Source organism: Vibrio sp., assembly GCF_038138445.1.
Lineage (GTDB): Bacteria > Pseudomonadota > Gammaproteobacteria > Enterobacterales > Vibrionaceae > Vibrio.
On the sequence record NZ_JAYQDQ010000086.1, the window covers coordinates 1 to 16,803 of the forward strand.

At 45.8% G+C, this 16,803-nt stretch carries 20 protein-coding genes; 16 read left to right on the forward strand and 4 right to left on the reverse strand.

The genetic code is table 11. The annotated features are described in order from the left end of the window. Positions 1–1,434 (reverse strand): class I SAM-dependent DNA methyltransferase (locus AAFM34_RS17190; protein ID WP_341664908.1); only part of this gene is annotated, 1,434 nt, incomplete at its 3' end. A gap of 274 nt (positions 1,435–1,708) precedes the next feature. On the opposite strand from AAFM34_RS17190, the gene AAFM34_RS17195 reads away from it, so the two are divergent. Next, complete coding sequence (locus AAFM34_RS17195) at positions 1,709–3,130, forward strand: zincin-like metallopeptidase domain-containing protein (protein ID WP_341664910.1); 1,422 nt, start codon at positions 1,709–1,711, stop codon at positions 3,128–3,130. A 114-nt stretch (positions 3,131–3,244) separates the two neighbouring features. Here the strand turns inward: AAFM34_RS17195 and AAFM34_RS17200 are convergent, their stop codons facing one another. Both AAFM34_RS17200 and AAFM34_RS17205 read right to left on the reverse strand, forming a co-directional pair. Then, positions 3,245–3,613 carry a hypothetical protein gene (locus AAFM34_RS17200; protein WP_341664912.1) on the reverse strand — a complete coding sequence of 123 codons (369 nt, stop codon included), beginning with the start codon at positions 3,611–3,613 and terminating at the stop codon, positions 3,245–3,247. 82 nt (positions 3,614–3,695) lie between these two features. After that, positions 3,696–4,673, reverse strand: coding sequence for a hypothetical protein (locus AAFM34_RS17205; protein ID WP_341664914.1), 978 nt, complete (start codon positions 4,671–4,673; stop codon positions 3,696–3,698). Positions 4,674–5,934: 1,261 nt separating this feature from the next. On the opposite strand from AAFM34_RS17205, the gene AAFM34_RS17210 reads away from it, so the two are divergent. From AAFM34_RS17210 to AAFM34_RS17255, 10 genes are all read left to right on the forward strand, one after another. After that, positions 5,935–6,171, forward strand: a complete 237-nt coding sequence (locus tag AAFM34_RS17210) for a hypothetical protein (RefSeq protein WP_341664916.1) — start codon at positions 5,935–5,937, stop codon at positions 6,169–6,171. Position 6,172: 1 nt separating this feature from the next. Further along, positions 6,173–6,799, forward strand: a complete 627-nt coding sequence (locus tag AAFM34_RS17215; RefSeq protein WP_341664918.1) for a hypothetical protein — start codon at positions 6,173–6,175, stop codon at positions 6,797–6,799. Beyond that, on the forward strand, positions 6,796–8,418 hold the full coding sequence (locus AAFM34_RS17220) for an ATPase, T2SS/T4P/T4SS family (RefSeq protein ID WP_341664920.1): 1,623 nt from the start codon (positions 6,796–6,798) through the stop codon (positions 8,416–8,418). Before AAFM34_RS17215 ends, AAFM34_RS17220 begins: the two co-directional genes overlap by 4 nt. Continuing rightward, positions 8,415–9,413, forward strand: coding sequence for a hypothetical protein (locus AAFM34_RS17225; protein ID WP_341664923.1), 999 nt, complete (start codon positions 8,415–8,417; stop codon positions 9,411–9,413). Before AAFM34_RS17220 ends, AAFM34_RS17225 begins: the two co-directional genes overlap by 4 nt. Positions 9,414–9,425: 12 nt before the next feature. After that, entirely contained in the window at positions 9,426–9,989 is a 564-nt protein-coding gene (locus AAFM34_RS17230) for a hypothetical protein (RefSeq protein WP_341664925.1), read from the forward strand. Next, complete coding sequence (locus AAFM34_RS17235) at positions 9,989–10,516, forward strand: hypothetical protein (protein ID WP_341664927.1); 528 nt, start codon at positions 9,989–9,991, stop codon at positions 10,514–10,516. The genes AAFM34_RS17230 and AAFM34_RS17235 overlap by 1 nt, the downstream gene beginning before the upstream one ends. Then, complete coding sequence (locus AAFM34_RS17240; RefSeq protein ID WP_341664929.1) at positions 10,513–11,478, forward strand: type II secretion system protein; 966 nt, start codon at positions 10,513–10,515, stop codon at positions 11,476–11,478. The genes AAFM34_RS17235 and AAFM34_RS17240 overlap by 4 nt, the downstream gene beginning before the upstream one ends. A 13-nt stretch (positions 11,479–11,491) precedes the next feature. Beyond that, positions 11,492–11,872 carry a hypothetical protein gene (locus AAFM34_RS17245; RefSeq protein WP_045402128.1) on the forward strand — a complete coding sequence of 127 codons (381 nt, stop codon included), beginning with the start codon at positions 11,492–11,494 and terminating at the stop codon, positions 11,870–11,872. A 188-nt stretch (positions 11,873–12,060) separates the two neighbouring features. Continuing rightward, on the forward strand, positions 12,061–13,107 hold the full coding sequence (locus AAFM34_RS17250) for a trypsin-like serine protease (protein ID WP_341664934.1): 1,047 nt from the start codon (positions 12,061–12,063) through the stop codon (positions 13,105–13,107). 113 nt (positions 13,108–13,220) lie between these two features. Further along, positions 13,221–13,505, forward strand: coding sequence for a helix-turn-helix domain-containing protein (locus tag AAFM34_RS17255; RefSeq protein WP_341664936.1), 285 nt, complete (start codon positions 13,221–13,223; stop codon positions 13,503–13,505). Positions 13,506–13,508: 3 nt separating this feature from the next. Here the strand turns inward: AAFM34_RS17255 and AAFM34_RS17260 are convergent, their stop codons facing one another. Then, entirely contained in the window at positions 13,509–13,892 is a 384-nt protein-coding gene (locus tag AAFM34_RS17260; protein WP_038888815.1) for a hypothetical protein, read from the reverse strand. Between the two features lie 269 nt (positions 13,893–14,161). Here AAFM34_RS17260 and traF point away from each other — a divergent pair, with 269 nt between their 5' ends. The 5 genes from traF (at position 14,162) to AAFM34_RS17285 (ending at position 16,579) form a co-directional block, all read left to right on the forward strand. After that, complete coding sequence (traF, locus tag AAFM34_RS17265) at positions 14,162–14,674, forward strand: conjugative transfer signal peptidase TraF (protein ID WP_341664940.1); 513 nt, start codon at positions 14,162–14,164, stop codon at positions 14,672–14,674. A 6-nt stretch (positions 14,675–14,680) separates the two neighbouring features. Continuing rightward, complete coding sequence (locus AAFM34_RS17270) at positions 14,681–15,196, forward strand: lytic transglycosylase domain-containing protein (protein ID WP_341664942.1); 516 nt, start codon at positions 14,681–14,683, stop codon at positions 15,194–15,196. A gap of 102 nt (positions 15,197–15,298) precedes the next feature. After that, positions 15,299–15,502, forward strand: a complete 204-nt coding sequence (locus AAFM34_RS17275) for a hypothetical protein (protein ID WP_341664944.1) — start codon at positions 15,299–15,301, stop codon at positions 15,500–15,502. A gap of 89 nt (positions 15,503–15,591) precedes the next feature. Next, the gene (locus AAFM34_RS17280; RefSeq protein ID WP_240307101.1) at positions 15,592–16,173 is read left to right on the forward strand and encodes a hypothetical protein; all 582 of its coding nucleotides are present in this window, start codon (positions 15,592–15,594) and stop codon (positions 16,171–16,173) included. 10 nt (positions 16,174–16,183) lie between these two features. Beyond that, on the forward strand, positions 16,184–16,579 hold the full coding sequence (locus AAFM34_RS17285) for a hypothetical protein (RefSeq protein WP_341664948.1): 396 nt from the start codon (positions 16,184–16,186) through the stop codon (positions 16,577–16,579). Positions 16,580–16,803 lie beyond the last annotated feature (224 nt).

Sequence of the window (16,803 nt, forward strand, 5' to 3'; positions counted from 1 at the left end):
AGCTCTTAAAAGATGGCTATGCACTGGCGGATTTATGAGGGGATCCCTCAGTGCACAGTAGCAATACTCAGCAACATTTTCATAACCTGAATCTTCGCATTGCCAACTATGGAAGGTAGAAGCGATATGCTGAATATTTTCTTGCGAAAATTGGATAAACTTCTTCTCAAATGGAACACCAATTTCACGAAGATCCATAAATAAAACTTCGTCTTTTCTTTCTCTATAATTTCGGGTGTGATCGGCTTGTTCCACTACTCGCTTATTCTTATTTTTGTTGATAATCCATAAAGTTACACTGATGTTAGTGGTATAGAACATATTCTGAGGTAAGATAAGAATTGCCTCAACCAAACCATTTTCAACCAACTTTTTACGGATTTCTTTCTCTGTGCCATCCCCTGACAAAGCACCATTTGCCAAAACAAATCCAGCTACACCATTGTCCTCTGACAATTTAGAAACCATATGCAAAATCCAACCATAGTTGGCGTTGCTGCTTGGTGGAGTTTCGTAGCCGTCCCAACGGTGATCATCAACCAGTTCATCAGAAGCTCGCCAGTCTTTTTGGTTAAATGGCGGGTTTGCCATAATAAAGTCAGCTTTAAGAGTTTCGTGCTGATCATTGGCAAAGGTATCTTTTGCTGCTGCGCCAAGGTTGGCAGAGATACCACGAATAGCGAGGTTCATTTTCGCTAGTTTGTAGGTTGCGCCTGTGTACTCTTGACCATACACAGAAATGTCTTTCTTGTTGCCTTTGTGGTTCTCAATGAACTTCATTGATTGAACAAACATACCGCCTGAACCACAACAAGGGTCATAGATTTTACCTTTATACGGCTCGATCAGTTCTGCGATTAGGTTAACGATGCTCTTTGGTGTGTAGAACTCGCCCTTACCCTTACCTTCTGCAATCGCAAATTTAGACAAGAAATATTCGTAGACTCGACCAACTACATCTTCGTGCGGGTTCGCTAGGGTGTCGATGTTGTTAATCACATCGATCAGCGCAGATAGCTTGCTGACATCCAAACCAAGACGAGAGAAGTAGTTATCAGGCAATGCACCCTGTAGTGCTTTGTTAGTTTTCTCGATGGTGCTTAGAGCGGTATCGATCTTTAGAGCAATATCTTCTTGTTTAGCGTTTTGCTGAACAAAGCTCCAACGACTGTTTTCTGGTAGATAAAACACATTGTCTTTGGTGTAGGCTGGAACCATATCAACGTGCTTTTCCAACCCTGAATCAATCAGCTTTTGGCGCTGTTTCTCAAATGTATCACTGATGAACTTGAGGAAAATCAGGCTCAATACGATGTGTTTGTATTCTGATGATTCAACACTACCACGCAGCTTGTTTGCTGCATCCCAAAGTGTTTCTTCGAATGATTTTTCTTTCTTTTTTGCTGCTGGTTTTTTTGGAGACTGTTTAGCCACTTACGCACACCCTATAGGATTCTGTTAAGAATATTTTATTGGTTAAATTTTGGGCCAAATACTATCAGAAACACCCTGATTTTTCTATTGAAATCACACTCATATCAAGTTTATAGACATCACTTTTAACTAAATTGGCAATAGAAATTTCGCTTCTACTATTCCCTCAAAAAGCCGAAATCTAGGGATAAAATTAACGGCATATTTTCAATGACTTGGATAATTTAAAATCAATGATACGACATAAGTGACGGCCTAAGAAAAGGAGTTACTTATGAAAAAGCCAAGATCGAGTGCAGGACGCACTACAGCAAAAACAGACCAACAGAACGAAATACTAAACCGTCTATTCGATTACTTTTCAAAACCGAAAGGCGAAAAACCATCTTCAGAAAATGACATCAATGTGAGCTTTTATCGTTCTGCCTTAAACGCCCTACCCAGAAATTTTCACGACAATAACTACAACGGGGTTAACATCATAATGTTGCTACAAGCTCAGGAAGAATCCGCTACCAAAGTGCCAATTTACGCCACATTCAAACAAGCCGCTGCACTACTAGAACAGTACAAAGATCAACTCCCCCCTAAGTCAGAAACATTCGATCCTGATAAACCATTGAAAGGGTTAAAACTAGATGCACAAGTCGTAAAATACCTTGAGACTTACAAGAAAGAGGGTGAGGTGATCAGCAAGGCTAAATTTGAGAATGAAACTAAAGGAATGAGTTTTAAGGAAATGCACGATAAGGGCTACCTCAAACGCAAGGGGCTTAAACCATATAAAGTATTTCCTATTGAGCGCATCAAACACCTTCTACCTCAGTCATACATTGACGAGCGCAGTTATTTTGCCAAACAAGCCGAACTGGAATCACAGCAAATGAGTGAAGAAATGCGAGATCAGGAGTTTGTTGAGAAAGCCCAGCTCATCATTGATGCGATGGGAGTACCTGTAATAGAGAAGAACGAGGATAGAGCTTATTATTCGCCTAGCAAACACGAGATTGTGATCCCTCCTAGGCATAAGTTCCGCTCTGATAAAGCCTATTTTGCAGTGATTTTGCACGAAATTTCTCACTCGACTTCGAGGCATTTGGGGCGTGATATCTCAAGCACATTTGGCAGTGCGTCATACTCAAAAGAAGAATTGATCGCTGAGACAGCAACAATGTTTATGTGCTTAGATGAGGGCTTAGAAACGTTTCATTCCCACGCTCGCTACTTAGAAGGATGGTCGAGCCACTTTTCAGATAATAAAAAAGTGCTACTCAGCGTATGTAAACAAGCAAAAGAGGCACAACAGTACATCAGTGATAAAGTCGCAGAGCACAAGCTAAAACTAGAGCAACAAGCCTCTTACTCTATTCCAAATCAACTTGATCAACGAGTGACGCTTAACAGTACCTACAGAGACGAACTCAGCCAGTTCATTGACACACAATCACGCTCATTTGGTTTATTGATTCCGCTTAAAAATCAGCGAATTATTGGTTTTAACCATTTAGCCAAAGGGTTAGAAATTTACACCGATGAAAAGAAAGTCAATGTGTATGGCCCATCCGCAAAATCTATAGAGCACAAGCTGCAAGAACTAGACGTGAAGCAAGAGCTATTCTGTGATTCGATGTTGGATATTGAGCCAGATAACCTCACAATGCAAAAACCGAGAAATGGATCTCGATTATCTCTTTAGTGAAAGACTAAAAACACAAAAAGCCCAAATCGGGCTTTCTTGTCGTGTTCTCATCCATTTGAAGTCTACTTTGTTTATTCCTCCCAGTAGCGTGTATTTCCGTCAAGGTAATGATTAGTGAATGGTGACATCACCATCATAATAATCGACTATAAAGGTCAACAAGTTAGATGCCGCTCGTAAACTCGTCATTGCCGTGATAGTTTGACCAAGGCAAGCCAAATCATCAATTTTATTTCCTTCAATCAGCAACTGAATATGATCAGCAAGATCATTAAGCTCTTCAGCGCAATACTCGATTTCTTCTACATCAAGATCTTGCTCAAGCATCAAGAAGCCTTGAACTGCTTGGATCTCTGCTTCGTGTTGAGGGAACATACAGACCTCAGAACAGTATCTCAAAGATGTAAGAAGTAGCCTTCTATCGTTTTCGTAGATTGGGCTTAGTGCGGTTAGGGTTTTTGCTATATTTAATACACTCATATCTTTTCTCCTATTTTATGTGCATTGGTTTGTCATATTTCAGACTTTTGAATTAAGTTGTTTATTTTCAGTATCTTGCTTATCAATTAAGCAAGGTATTCATACTGTTGTTAATGTCTACTTCTCGAACCCATACCCAACGAGAACCTGGCAACGCATCTTTATGTTTGCCTCGGTAAAATCGTGGAGCTTTTAGATTTCGAAAGTACGGAATGCGATGTTTAATTTTTCGAGGTGAAGCCGCCCCAGAAGCAGACTTTTTAGCGGTAGTCGCTTTCAACGTTGCACCTTGATAGCTCACTTTTGTTTTGCCTTTTGGCAATTTCACAGCCGACTTAGGATATCCTTCAACCAGCTTTTCTCCTTCTGTCGCTGAATTGTAGATACAGAGAGTCAAAGCAATCTTCAACATAGTGTCTAACCAATCAGCACACTCTCCCGTAATCAAACTAGAGTCATCTAAATCAGATAAACAGCGAATCGCTCTCGCTCCAACACCAGTAGCTTGTTGAAAATTAACAACAAGTAGTACATCATCTAATTCACGGTCGCCGATATAAAATGCCCCTACATCATCGATGTAACATTGCGCCGCTAATATTTCCTTCACGGTCATTACTGAGACTAAGCAGCTATTTATCTCGAAGCCATTTACCTCTGTTCCTGATGGAAAAGAGAGGGAAAATTGCTTGTAAGGTGGCTCTATAGCTACCGCTCCAGATACATCAACTTTTGCATCAAACAAAGTTTGTGCTAATTCACGATTCTCAACGAAAATAACTGGAGATCCACTACCAACCCAACTTTCCTCCAAGCTCAAAATATTTAAAGCCTCAGTAGTGTTTTCAAAATCGGTAGAGTTGCTAATCATCTCTGTTGCCAAAAACTCAGCATACTCAGAAAAAACAATAGGCTGTTTACCAAATTGCTTCCTTAATGCTCTTCTGCCATTAGCCGTTTTCTGGTGTAGATCTAATTGCGTTTCATACATTTCATATTTCATAGTGCTTTCCTTCTGGTTAGTTTGTGTACGTTTAGTTTCTTTATTCATATTTTTCATATAGTTATTCCTATTTAGTTAGTTTTTTAGGGTGTAAAAAGCCCCACCCGATAGAGTGTTTAAATTTCAAATGTTTTGATTTATTTAAGCGTTAGCGTTCTATTCAGAACTCAGGTGGAGAGCACTTATGGAAAGTGCGTCATAAGAAAGAAGAAACAAAGACCTAAAAAGAGGTTAAATGATAGGCACGGCAAAAGCCCGTAAGTGCTAGACACAGACGAGTGAATGGTGTGATTAGTATGAGTAGATGTTAATAGTGGCATAGCATTTCTCCTGTAAATTAGTCGCCAAAGCAAAAAAGATCGTTAGTCCAAAAATGGCGTTTTAACGAAATACCACAGCACCTTTCAGCGATAAAACACACTGAAACTCAACAAACGTGATAGCAATAAACGAAACTTGTTTATGTTTCTCTTCACACAAAGCGAAAATACACAGATCCCAAGATATCGTTCCGACAGCCGATTAAGCCTGTCGTCAGCGTTTATTTACTGTTTATTTCTGTTAAACGTCACTCCTGTTCAAGTGGCACTTACAATCATTTTTTAGAGCTGCCCTCAAAGGGCTGCTTTTGTCTTTTGTCGAGTGACACGCACTGGTCAGTTCGACTATCTTTGGCGGCTAACACGAAGCGGCGATGCCCGTAGATTAGCCATATATTGCGAAAGGTTTCGCTACAGTTAAGCCATTTTCCGTTGACCTTGCTAAAATCGCTGCACTCCATTTGCAACACTTAGCTTTAAAATTTCCTCACAAGATTTAGCGTTCTCATAGGATATCAAAATAAAACAACCAATGCAAGCTTTATTTTATATTTTTCTTGACATCTAGGGATTTTTAACCTCCCAATCCTTTTTCCACAAGGCTTGTCGTTAGATTATTTTTTTATTCCCTCCTTGTTCTTGCTGTTCAGCACAATAATACTTCCGCAAGAGCAAACGTAAGCTATTCGATGTACCATAAATATCCCCATCGAAAAACACGGTTCATTGCGAAATTAAGATTGGTTCAATGGGCATTCAGGGAGTTGAACCGCCGTCCGAAAAAGTGCCATTTCACACTCCAAAAAGCTCTTCAGGTGAGCCACAAATGTGGTACACTTACCCCACAGCCAAAGATTTTTATTTTAAATAACAATCACTTGATAAATTAACTTTGGTGGGAATGACGATGTGAGCCACAGGCCAGCTCCACCAAACCGGTGGAGGGGCATCTTGACCAGTGGCAAGACGCACTGGCGCCCTATTCACTTGGTTTTCAATTGGTCGATGTGCTCACCGGACTCGGCTGGCATACCAGCAACAGCAATGAGAGCAAATTGGCACCCGCGAGCACCTTGGATGTCACGTTGAACAAAAACAGTGTCGCGCTCAGTGAGCTCCCCTCTTTAACCACCTTGTTTCGTCCGTTGCCGCTGAGCCTTCAAGCGCTGGCGCTCACCCCAAACACCGATGGTACTTACCGCGCAGCCATGCGCCTTCAATACATTGGAGAGTAATATGAAAATCACGAAAGCCCATATCCAGATTGGCATTCTGGTGATTGGCGGGCTCGTTGTTGCCACTCTTTGGCTGGCCAAAAATGCGCCGACCTCGACGGCGCCACGCTCGATTGAAACGACCAAACCAAGCTGGGTCAATGCAAGCCCTGCGTCCCCGCCGCCACAGCCAGATAACGTCATAAGAAAGCTCAAACCCAAAAGCGTAAGCCCCGCGCTTGTCATCGATGCGAAGGCAAAGCAGCTCATTGACCGCTCAGAAACCTTAGCGCTGGCCAAGCTTGATGCCAACATCGCCGAGCAAAAAGCCAGGGCGCGCAAAGCAACGCGCAGTGAGCCGTCACAAGAGCGCGCTGACTACGTGCCGGCCATCTCGGTGATTGATGACTACGCCCCACCGAGGACACCATCGAAACCCCGCACCTTAAAGGCCATTGACCGCTTCACGCTCAGTGGCCTTTTTGTTGATGAGCAAGAAGCGAGCGCCTATCTGAGCTTTGATGGCGGCGCGCCAGTGCGAGTCCGTGAAGGGCAAAGCATTCAAGGTGTGCGTATTACCCACATCAATGCCAATGGGGTTCGACTCATGCAAGGCATCCAAGCCAAAGTGTTAGAAGGTGGACTATGAATCACTTACTAAAGCTCACCAAAGCTGAGGCAGAGACGTTATTAACGCTGTGTCGCGATGATGGTTACACCATCGTCGCAGACGACCTCACCATACAAACCGCGAACCCACACGCGCCCAATCTTGGCCGCATCGTTGATCTGCTGCAAGGCAGCGAAGCAATGTTAGGCAAGTCAGTCATGATTGAAGAAGTGCCTCAAAGCGTCATCGACAACACGCTTTCTACCTTCACTGACGAACAAAGAAAGGAAGGGATGACACAAGAGGCGACCAATACGGTGGAGCGGTTGCTGCTGGCCCTGTGCCAAACCGCCGTCAATGAAAATAGCTCCGATGTCCATGTGCTCACCACCGCAGAAAGTACCTTGTTCTTGATCCGCAGTGTGGGCGTCAGGCGCGTTATTAGCCGCTTTCATAACCAGCAAAGCGCGCAAAATCAACCTCGCCAAGTCGGGCTTTCCTTGATGGACTATGTGTTCTCCGAGCTTGGCGGACAAGACATCAAATACACCATGCCCGCGCAAGACCGTTTTGAGGTCACGCTGACGGTCAATAACGAGCTGCGCGTGTTTGAGTGGCGAGCGGCGCTTATTCCAACCGCAGAAGGACCAAAGCTCACTCTGCGCTGCCTGACGCCTCGCGATAAAGCGCTGTCTTTGGAGGACATGGATTTACCCGCGCCTTATTTAAGCACACTGATAGCGATGATCCACAAACGCCAAGGCGGGATCATCATCACCGGTCCCATGGGGTCCGGGAAAAGCTCACTGGTCTATGCGCTCCTCGAAAAAGTGGATCGCATTGCACGTAACGTGCATTCCTTAGAAGACCCCGTTGAGTTTTCACAGCCGTTCGTCAGCAAAACCCAAGTGCAACCTGACGTCGAAACGGTGGAAGGCTCCGGCGTTAAGCTCGACTACGCCTTTTACTGTAAAGAGACGCTGCGTCATGACGTTGACATCTCTAACATCGGTGAAATTCGCGATAACCCGACGGCCGCCGAATTTTGTCGTAAAGCCGAAACCGGTGGCTTGGCGCTGGCCACGCTGCACACTAACAGTGCGCTCGGCGTCCCTCAGACCTTCATACAACAACTCAAAATGCCCGCCGCCATCATTGGTGCGCCCGACCTGATGGCGCTGTTTGTTCACGTGAAACTGATCAGAAAACTGTGTGACTGCGCGTTTGAATTTAACCAGCACGACAGCGACGAGGTGATCAGTGCTTATCGCGATGCAAATGCAAGCGACAAGCTTGCGCTTAAAGTGCGTCAACTTAAACAGCTTTGCAGTGAGGAAGAGCTAAAGAGCGTCAAGCTCTTGAATCCGAAAGGCTGTGATGCCTGCACAGGAGAAGGGGCGGTGACGGGGGAAACGGGCCGCTTAGTGGTCATGGAGATGATCATTCTCGATGACAAAGACCGAGCGTTTATCGTCAAAGAAGACGATTTAGGGTGGAAAGCGCATCTGCAGAGTCAAGGATGGCCCGACATCAAACAGCACTGTAAATCTCGCATTGTCCGGGGGCAAGTGGACATTTTATCCGCCTCTGAGCAAGTGGACGATCTCGTTCCAACGCCGGTCAGTGACACCTATCGCGCACTCAAGGAGGCATTATGACGCTACTTGGTCGAACCCTTGAGCAGTGGCTGTTTAGCGACAAAGAAAGGCTCGCCTTTTTACAGCAGTGGCAAAAGGCCGATAAGTACAACCTCACCACCAAAGAGTTTTGTCAATCTCTTGTCGATAATGGCACGCCAACCTTCCAGGTCATTGGTCTTGCGGGAAAAGCGGCGCCAAAGCAAGGAAAACGCTTTGTTGATGTGCTGGAAGGCTGGTTTCCGAGTGTGGTGTTAAGCTCCATCCGCGCGGCAGAAAGCGCCGGTCAACGAGGCGTTGGCATTCAGACCGCCATCGAGCAGTTGCAAGGCGGGGAAAACATTGTCACCAAACTGGTTCAAATGCTGGCCTTCCCTTATGGCTTAACGGTGGGCGCGGGGCTCTACGGCGTGTACATCGCCGATAAGATGTTAAGCGCCGTAGAACATGCCGATGGCATTGGGTTAACGGTTCGCAATCTCGTGGCGGGGTATGGCCCACTCGTCGCGATATTGTCCGCGTGTTTACTCGTGGCCTTAGCCATTGCGTTGCCAAACTGGGCAGGCCCGAGCCGACATATCACGAACCGATGGCCACTGTTTTCACTTTATCGCGCGGCAGTGGCCGCGACGTTACTGAAAACCTTAGCCAACCTCACTCAATGTGGCATGAAACTCAGCGATGCCCTCACCCAAGCTGAAATTCGCAACAGTGCGTTTGCCAAGATGCACATTCAAGCCATGAAAGACCAGAGTATCGGACAAAGTAATTTGGGGCATATTCTCGATACGCAGTTACTGCTTCCAGACGAACTCAGTGCCATGAAGGTACTGGGTGAGCGCGTCAATTACACCGAACTGCTCAGTCAAAGTGGCGCAAACCATAGCCAACATGTCGATAAGCAAATTGCCAAGATGAAACTCTGGCTTCCCAAAGCCGGATTGGTCATCACCATTTTGGTGCTGGGCTCACTCGTTATCAGCGCCGCCTATCAACTCTACCTCAGTTTTCAATAAGGAAAAAACAGCATGACATACACAAATCCAACCTCTCGAAAAAAAACGCCACAGGACAACACGGATGAACCCGTGACAGTAAAGCAGACGCATACCCCGTCGTCTGCGCCACCTTCATTTAAAAAGCAATTGGGCGCCTCACTCATGGACTTCATTTTTTGGATGGGTCTCGCGGCCTTGGTGCTCGCCGGTATCGTCGCCATGGCGTCATCTGGGAAAGGACAACTGAAAGTCAACACCACCCTCACTGAAGTGAGTGAAATTCGCCAGGGCGCCGATGCTTGGGTCGGTGCGGGCACCGATACGACCGGCGTGAGCTTGACCGAAATCTGTAAAGAAGGCTACGGCTACAGTAAAGCGACGTGGTGCAGTGCGAACCAATTTGGTGGCACGTACACGGTCACCACCAGTGCCAACAAATCGTTCATTGACATCACCATCAGCAACGTCGATGCCGAAAACATCCTGGCACTGGCCAACAAACTAGCGCCGGTGAGCTCAGAACGCTGTCCAAAAGCGGACTCAAGCTGCACGAGCATTAAAACCTCGGGCTCTGACATCACTGTGACCATGTAATGCAGCGCCAAACTGGCGCCTCTGTGATCTCGTTTTTATTTGCGTTTGCGATAGCCAGCGGTGCGCTGGCTATCACCGTCGCCTTAAGCAGTAGCCTATTGCGACAAGGCGCATTACGAGAAGATTTTTCCTCGGCCATGACGGATGTGTTTACTTATACGGAGCACGCCATCAGTGCGCAATGGGAAGCGTCTGGCTGCCGCGCCCAGCTTATCTCGCCAACGGTGTCGCAATTAGTCAATGACTACGATGCGCCCCGTTACTTATTAACCACCCCTTACGCTATCGCTATCGACCTTCAAACCTCCCCAGGGTCAACATTCAGTGTCGGCATCAAAGTCACTGTCAGCCTCCCGCAAGGGATGACGGGCGACTCACTGAAAACGCCCGCCTTGCGGGTCGCACAAGATGTGTTTATTACAGACCGTCACCTGACACTTTATCGGTCGATGACCACCATTCAATCCCAGCTGCAACTTCAGTATTTCGATGGTGAAAACGGCTGTATGCAACAGGACTTTTTATGATGAAACACCAACGAGGTCTTGGTCTTCTTGATGTGTTATTTGCTATCGCCTTGCTTGGCCTTGTGTATGCCGGCGTCGCAAAGTGGGCCATCATCAACAAAGAAAAAAACGCGGCTCAAGACTACCGTAACCGGATTGAGCATGTCGTCGAAGCTCTGCAGAAGTACCAATACCAACAAAAGACCATTAAGCCCCCCGTCGCCGTGATTGACCAGTTTCCAACCAACCTCAACGATCTGGTGACCCCAGACGAACAGTTTTGGATCAACTGCACCGCGGCCGATGAAGTCGCAAGACGCTGCGTCAGACCGGACTACTTGCCTTGGTCTTCGCTACGTATTGGGTATGAGGCGGGCAGAAAAACCGTCACCATCGGCACGGATTTAAGAGACATCGCTTATGCCGAGCTGACGTTCCCACTGTCTAGTACCGCCATACAACCTATCTATCGAGCAAAATGGGTTACCGAACTGCTCAAGGTGCCTTATGCCAAGGCACTCAGTAACGGCGATATTACCATCATGGTTTATGACCCGCTCCTTTCACAGCTTTACGATGAGTTCTTGCAACGTGATGGTAGCGTTCAGCTCACCGACGACTGGGATGTAGGCGGGAGATATTCCATCACCAACATCCAAGACGTCACGATTGCAAACTCAGATGGCACTCAAAAAATCGTCAGTAAAGGGTTAGTAGACATCTATACCGTCAAACATGGTGACTTAGTGAAAAAACCAGCTTGTCCTAACGGTATGAATCCCGACATAGCTTTGGGGATAGGACAAATATACATAGATAAGAACTATGAACTGACCGGTAGCCAAAAACCTTATATCGAACCTATTGGCACGAACGACGAGCACTGGCAGGTCGGCTTGGAGATTAGAGTTAAATCATTAATAACTGGAGAGTTTAAAAAAGTAAACACGGGCGAAATCACCGCCTTTACCCAATGTAAGTAACCAAGGAGCATATATGAAAACGCAGTATTTACTCATCCCCGCGCTGTGCTTAAGCACCACCGTGCACGCAAAAGTCACCTACGACGACGCACTGGAATCAAGCAAACCTTATGAATCCGCGAACGCAGCGGTACATAACCCTCCAGATACAAAAGGTTTAACCGATGCTGAATTCGACCCTGATGCATCAGAGAGTGGGGAGTTTGGAACCTGGGCAGCATTCACTGGAAACCCTTACTACATAGACTCTTCAATGATGTTCAAGGGAGACCCGACAGGGCAACAATGCTCTCCTAAAGGCTCTTATGGCAGCCAAGATTATGAAGATTGCACCCACGTTGGAAATGGCGACTTTGACTGTGATATCCGCACCAAATACTACGAGTGCGAGTAGCCGTTAATACACCTTCAAAAGCGCCGTAATTTAACGGCGCTTCTTTTTAAGAATCAAGTATGCCGATCGATCATAAAAATGCGTTTTATAGAACAAATGATCATAGATAAAACAAGATGTTAATATCGTTTCATATGGTTAAATTTGATACAATTCGGCTAAGCAAGGAACCCGATTTAGGATAAATTATGCTCAAAAAAACTTTTACATTCATCTCTTTTGCTCTTTTATCCAGTCAAGCGTTTGCGGTTGAAAACGGAACTCCCATAGACTGGTCACAACACAATAATACGGTTCGATTCGACAGCCAACAAACCGGGCGTCAAGGTTTATGTAGCGGCACCATCATTGCGGGACGCTACGTGCTAACCGCAGCACACTGTCTTGAAGAATCAGAGCTTGATAGTTTCACTATTTCAACCGGCGATAGCTATCCCGCATCCAACCGAATTGGTCACCCAAACTTTGTCGAAGATGGCAGCTTCTCTGGTGAAGATATTGGCATTGTGACCATAGCTCAACCAATCGAATACTCAAACATCCAATTCTTAAACATTGAAAACCGAGAAGAAAATGAGCCGATCATCATTGCGGGATTTGGAGGCACCATTGATACCCTCAACTCCGTTGCGCTGACGTTCAGTCATTACCACTGGGTCGATCATTTCGCTCTCTACGCCGACGTGGTTGACGAAGAGAAGCACACTACCGGGGGGGATTCTGGGGCAGCTTGGGTAAATGAGACCAACGAAATAATAGCGATACATAAGGGGAGCGACGTTACCGTCAGTTGGGATGATAATGGTAATGAGATAAATACCCGCGAAACCTACGGCACTGACATCCAAGCTGTACAAGATTTCTTAACGAGCAACATTGATAGATGGCATTACCCAACCTTAGCTGATGCCAATGGTCGTACTACTATCACCGTACAATCCCTGCACCAAGGTGGTGTCACCGATTCTGCTTATACAGAGGGCGATGTCACACTCCTTACTCACGAGAGTACCTGTATAACGAAAGGCACAATTTCACCTTTTGAGCAGTGCACGTACGTCATTGAAAGCAATGGCGGTGAAGGCAAGTTGTTCTTGTCTGACTCTGAATCGGTTCACATCAACAAGCCAGAAGACAATGCCGGTGGCGGAAGTTCTGGCGGTGACAGTGGCGGTTCTTTGGGATTTTGGAGTCTACTCTTACTGAGTATTGCCTCACTACGCCGTAAGTACTAAGATTTCGGACTCATTTGATATTGGCCAGCGCTCACGCTGGCCTTTTTATTGGGTAAGTAAATCTCTACACACCAACTTATCCACAAAAAATATGAATAACTTAGGGATAACTTATGCAAGATACTGATATTAAGCGCTTAACGCCTCCGCCTTTGATTGACCGCTCGGCCATCATTGAGCTGATACAAAAAGAGTTCGTCAATTCACCGGAAGACCCTAAGTTCGATTGGATACTCCCTTTGATTCAGAGCACCCTCACTGAGTCAGTTCTCATCCATACCTATGGCAATCAAACCCAAGCGGCGGCGATGCTAGGGATACATAAAGACACGCTGCGTCGATATTATCGAGCACACGCTCATTGGAAAAACAAGAAGGCCAATCAGAGTCAAAACTAACGCTCACCTGCGCCGACGATAAATCACCACGGCATAACCGATGATTAATATCATCAGTCCCGCAGCGACATGAAACCTTGTTGTTGACCACCAAGGTTCGCTGATTAACGCTTCTGTGTCATAAAAAATGGCTAGGTAGTGTAACACCGGTACAAAGCCGAGATAGAAAAAGACGCCAGAGATGGGCAGAAGATATTCCGCCAATGGGTTATGGAACAAGATAAACACAAGAAGCGCAAATGCTATGGTATGGATGTTCAGCATTTCTACCGTCACATCAAAAGGGATGCCAACCCACTGCTTAAAACCATTAGCAAGAAGCAAAAAGTACAAGCCTAGCCCCCCAACAGTCACCCATACCCAATATTGTTGCTTGTGTTTCCCCATCGACGTCTCCGCATTCTTTTATGATAAGTGTAGCGTAGCTACCCGAGCCATCACCTTGTTTTAACGACATAAAAAAACCTCGAACCGAAGTCCGAGGTAGATGCGGAATAATAAGTACATCAATAAAGAGTAACAAGAAGCGATTTTCTAATAGGGCCAAGAAAATCGAGACCTATTGTACCCATCCGTTATATTGCTGTGTTAATCGTATGTCATTTTGTTCACAGTTTACCTTATTATTCCCTAGCCATCAGGGAGCGCTTAGAAACATGAAAACCAACGTTTTTCTCACGACGTTCATTGGACTGAGCCTAGTCTACATTCTGGGATTTCGCATTAATTTAACCTCTTCCTATCCGCTAGGTGTGTACCAAATCACGACTTCCCCACCCTACCAACAGGGTGAACTGGTCTCTTTCTGCCCCCCTAGTGGCAACGCAATAACCCTTGCTTTAGAGCGAGGCTATGTAAAGCACGGCACCTGCTCAAGTGGTAGCACACCGCTCATCAAGAAAATCATGGCTACTCAAGGCGACACCATTACCTTCGATAGTGTTATCAGCATAAACGGTGAAGCACTCACGCAATACCCAATCCATGCTGCAGATAGTCTTCATCGAACATTACCTAAGCCTCAAGACCTCACTCTGAATAAAGGCGAAGTTTTGCTGCTTTCAGATTTCGCCCCCTTTGACAGCTTCGACGGCCGCTACTTTGGCGCCGTTAGCACTGAGGCTATTCTCGGGCGGGCAACACCCATACTGACTTTTAAAGGAGGTTAGCTTCCTATGATAGACATCACCCCATACACCGACTGCATTTATCAAGTCCACCCGACCACCATCGAACAAGTCATAAAAAACGAATCGAGCTTCAACCCCTTCGCAATCAACGTCAATAAGCTTCCAGGCCATAGCCCCCCCAAATTTAAACAACCGGGAACAAAAGAGGAAGCCATCGACTTGGCGAACTACTACCTCTCTCTTGGCCACTCGGTTGATTTGGGTCTGATGCAAATCAACACAAACAACCTCAAAGCTTACGGCGTCACAATAGAAGAGATGTTTACCCCCTGCAAAAACATCCAGGTTGGCTCGAAAATTCTTCATGAAAGCTACCAACGCGCACTGAAAATAAATCCAGAGCCGGGCGCTGCGCTGCAAATCGCTCTCTCCTATTACAACACCGGCAGTCCTAACCGCGGCTTTAGAAATGGATACGTCAAAAAGTACATCAACAGCAGCATCACCCGACGTGTACGCGCTGCGCCATCCAGTATCTCAACTCAAGGACTTTATGATTAGCGCCAGATTTGGGCTGAACATTTCATGGAAATCGCGCTTGTAGAAGGCGCGAAATCCTAACAACTTCCGCTCTTCTCTAACAACATCAAGGATGTGAACGAAATGGACAATGAATTCCCCATTTTAGAATGCGATATCGAGCTGATGAGACGGCTCAATGTGCCAAGCCAAACCACATTAAAACACGCTTCATCTGAGTTTGCCGCTTATTGGCAACGGGTGAGAAAAGAGGCAGACATGCGTGATAAAACCCCCGTCACCGCATCACACGCAGCGCCGAGTAAAAGAAATGACACCAAACCGTGAATGAATTTCACGCTTGGAGTGTTGGTGCCACCTCTTTCATAACACCCTACCTTCTCTTAATTAACATCTCAATCAAAAAGAGCTCCCCCATGCAATACGTTTTACTTCCCACCTCCAACGACCAAACCTTTCTTGCCGATTGCAAGGAAATCATCGCTATCAAGGAAGGCGTGACAGACCAACCCAAGTTTGATGAATCACACCTCACCTATCGCCTCATGTATGGCGCCTATAAGCCTCAGACCCACGCGAACTACACCGCAGAAGAAGTCAAAGCGGACATCAGCGAAGCCATTGACCAATGGCTTATTCACATTGATGGCAAGAACGTCATCGATTTGGGTATCAAGGCCATTGTGGTTTCAGACAGCGTCATCAAACGCCAATGCAGCACATTAGCCCCTCCAATAAAAACTCAAGACGTGGCCTTTGCCGCTCTGGTCAAGGCACCTGCGTGCTTTGACATTGACAACAGACATTACCAAACACGCACCGCTTATTTACGTTGGGATGGTATCGATGCCATCACCACACTGATGAATCGAAAAGGGTTGTTTGCCTTCACCAGTGAAGACAAACGCTTCACGCCAGAAGAGCCATTAACGAAGAAGAATTGGCGCTACTACGTTGACCATCTGCGGATGCTCAAAGAAGCCCGCCGTGCACAATAGGAGATTTATCATGGAAAATAATACACAACAAAAACACCTCTACAGCGTCTGTTCCACCGACCGGATTCTCAAAGAAAGTCACAGTCAGGCTGTCATGAATGATTTTTTAAAGCAGTTCATTAATATCGATAAGATTCGCATGACCACCTATCGTGCGGGACGCGCCGTCACTGAGCTTATTATTCATTATGATCATGATAAAACCTTCCTGCTCACGATATGGGAAGGAAGCTTTAGCACACCGCCCCTTTCACTTGATGATCTCCGTTTAGCTCATAAAGAGATTTCATTAACAGATATTGTGGACATTATGGTGTTTGTAACAAGACTCGCTCACCATGCACAGTTATCGCCACAGCTTTCTTCGGACTCAGACTCAGCAGAAGTTTTGGTTTTCAGCTCGTAGAACATCACCAATTGCCTTAAATCTGATATATGAAGGTTAATAATGGTATTTCCTTGTGAATTTTCTCTATTTGACGAACTTGGGTTAAGTAAGAAGACTTGAAAATATTTCACGTTTTCTGTACTCAATACTTCATCGACATAGTGCCCAAATCTTCCACAGTTCATGAGCTCTTTACTGACATACAAATTGACAGTTTTGCCATCATTTTTATCGAAGAATTG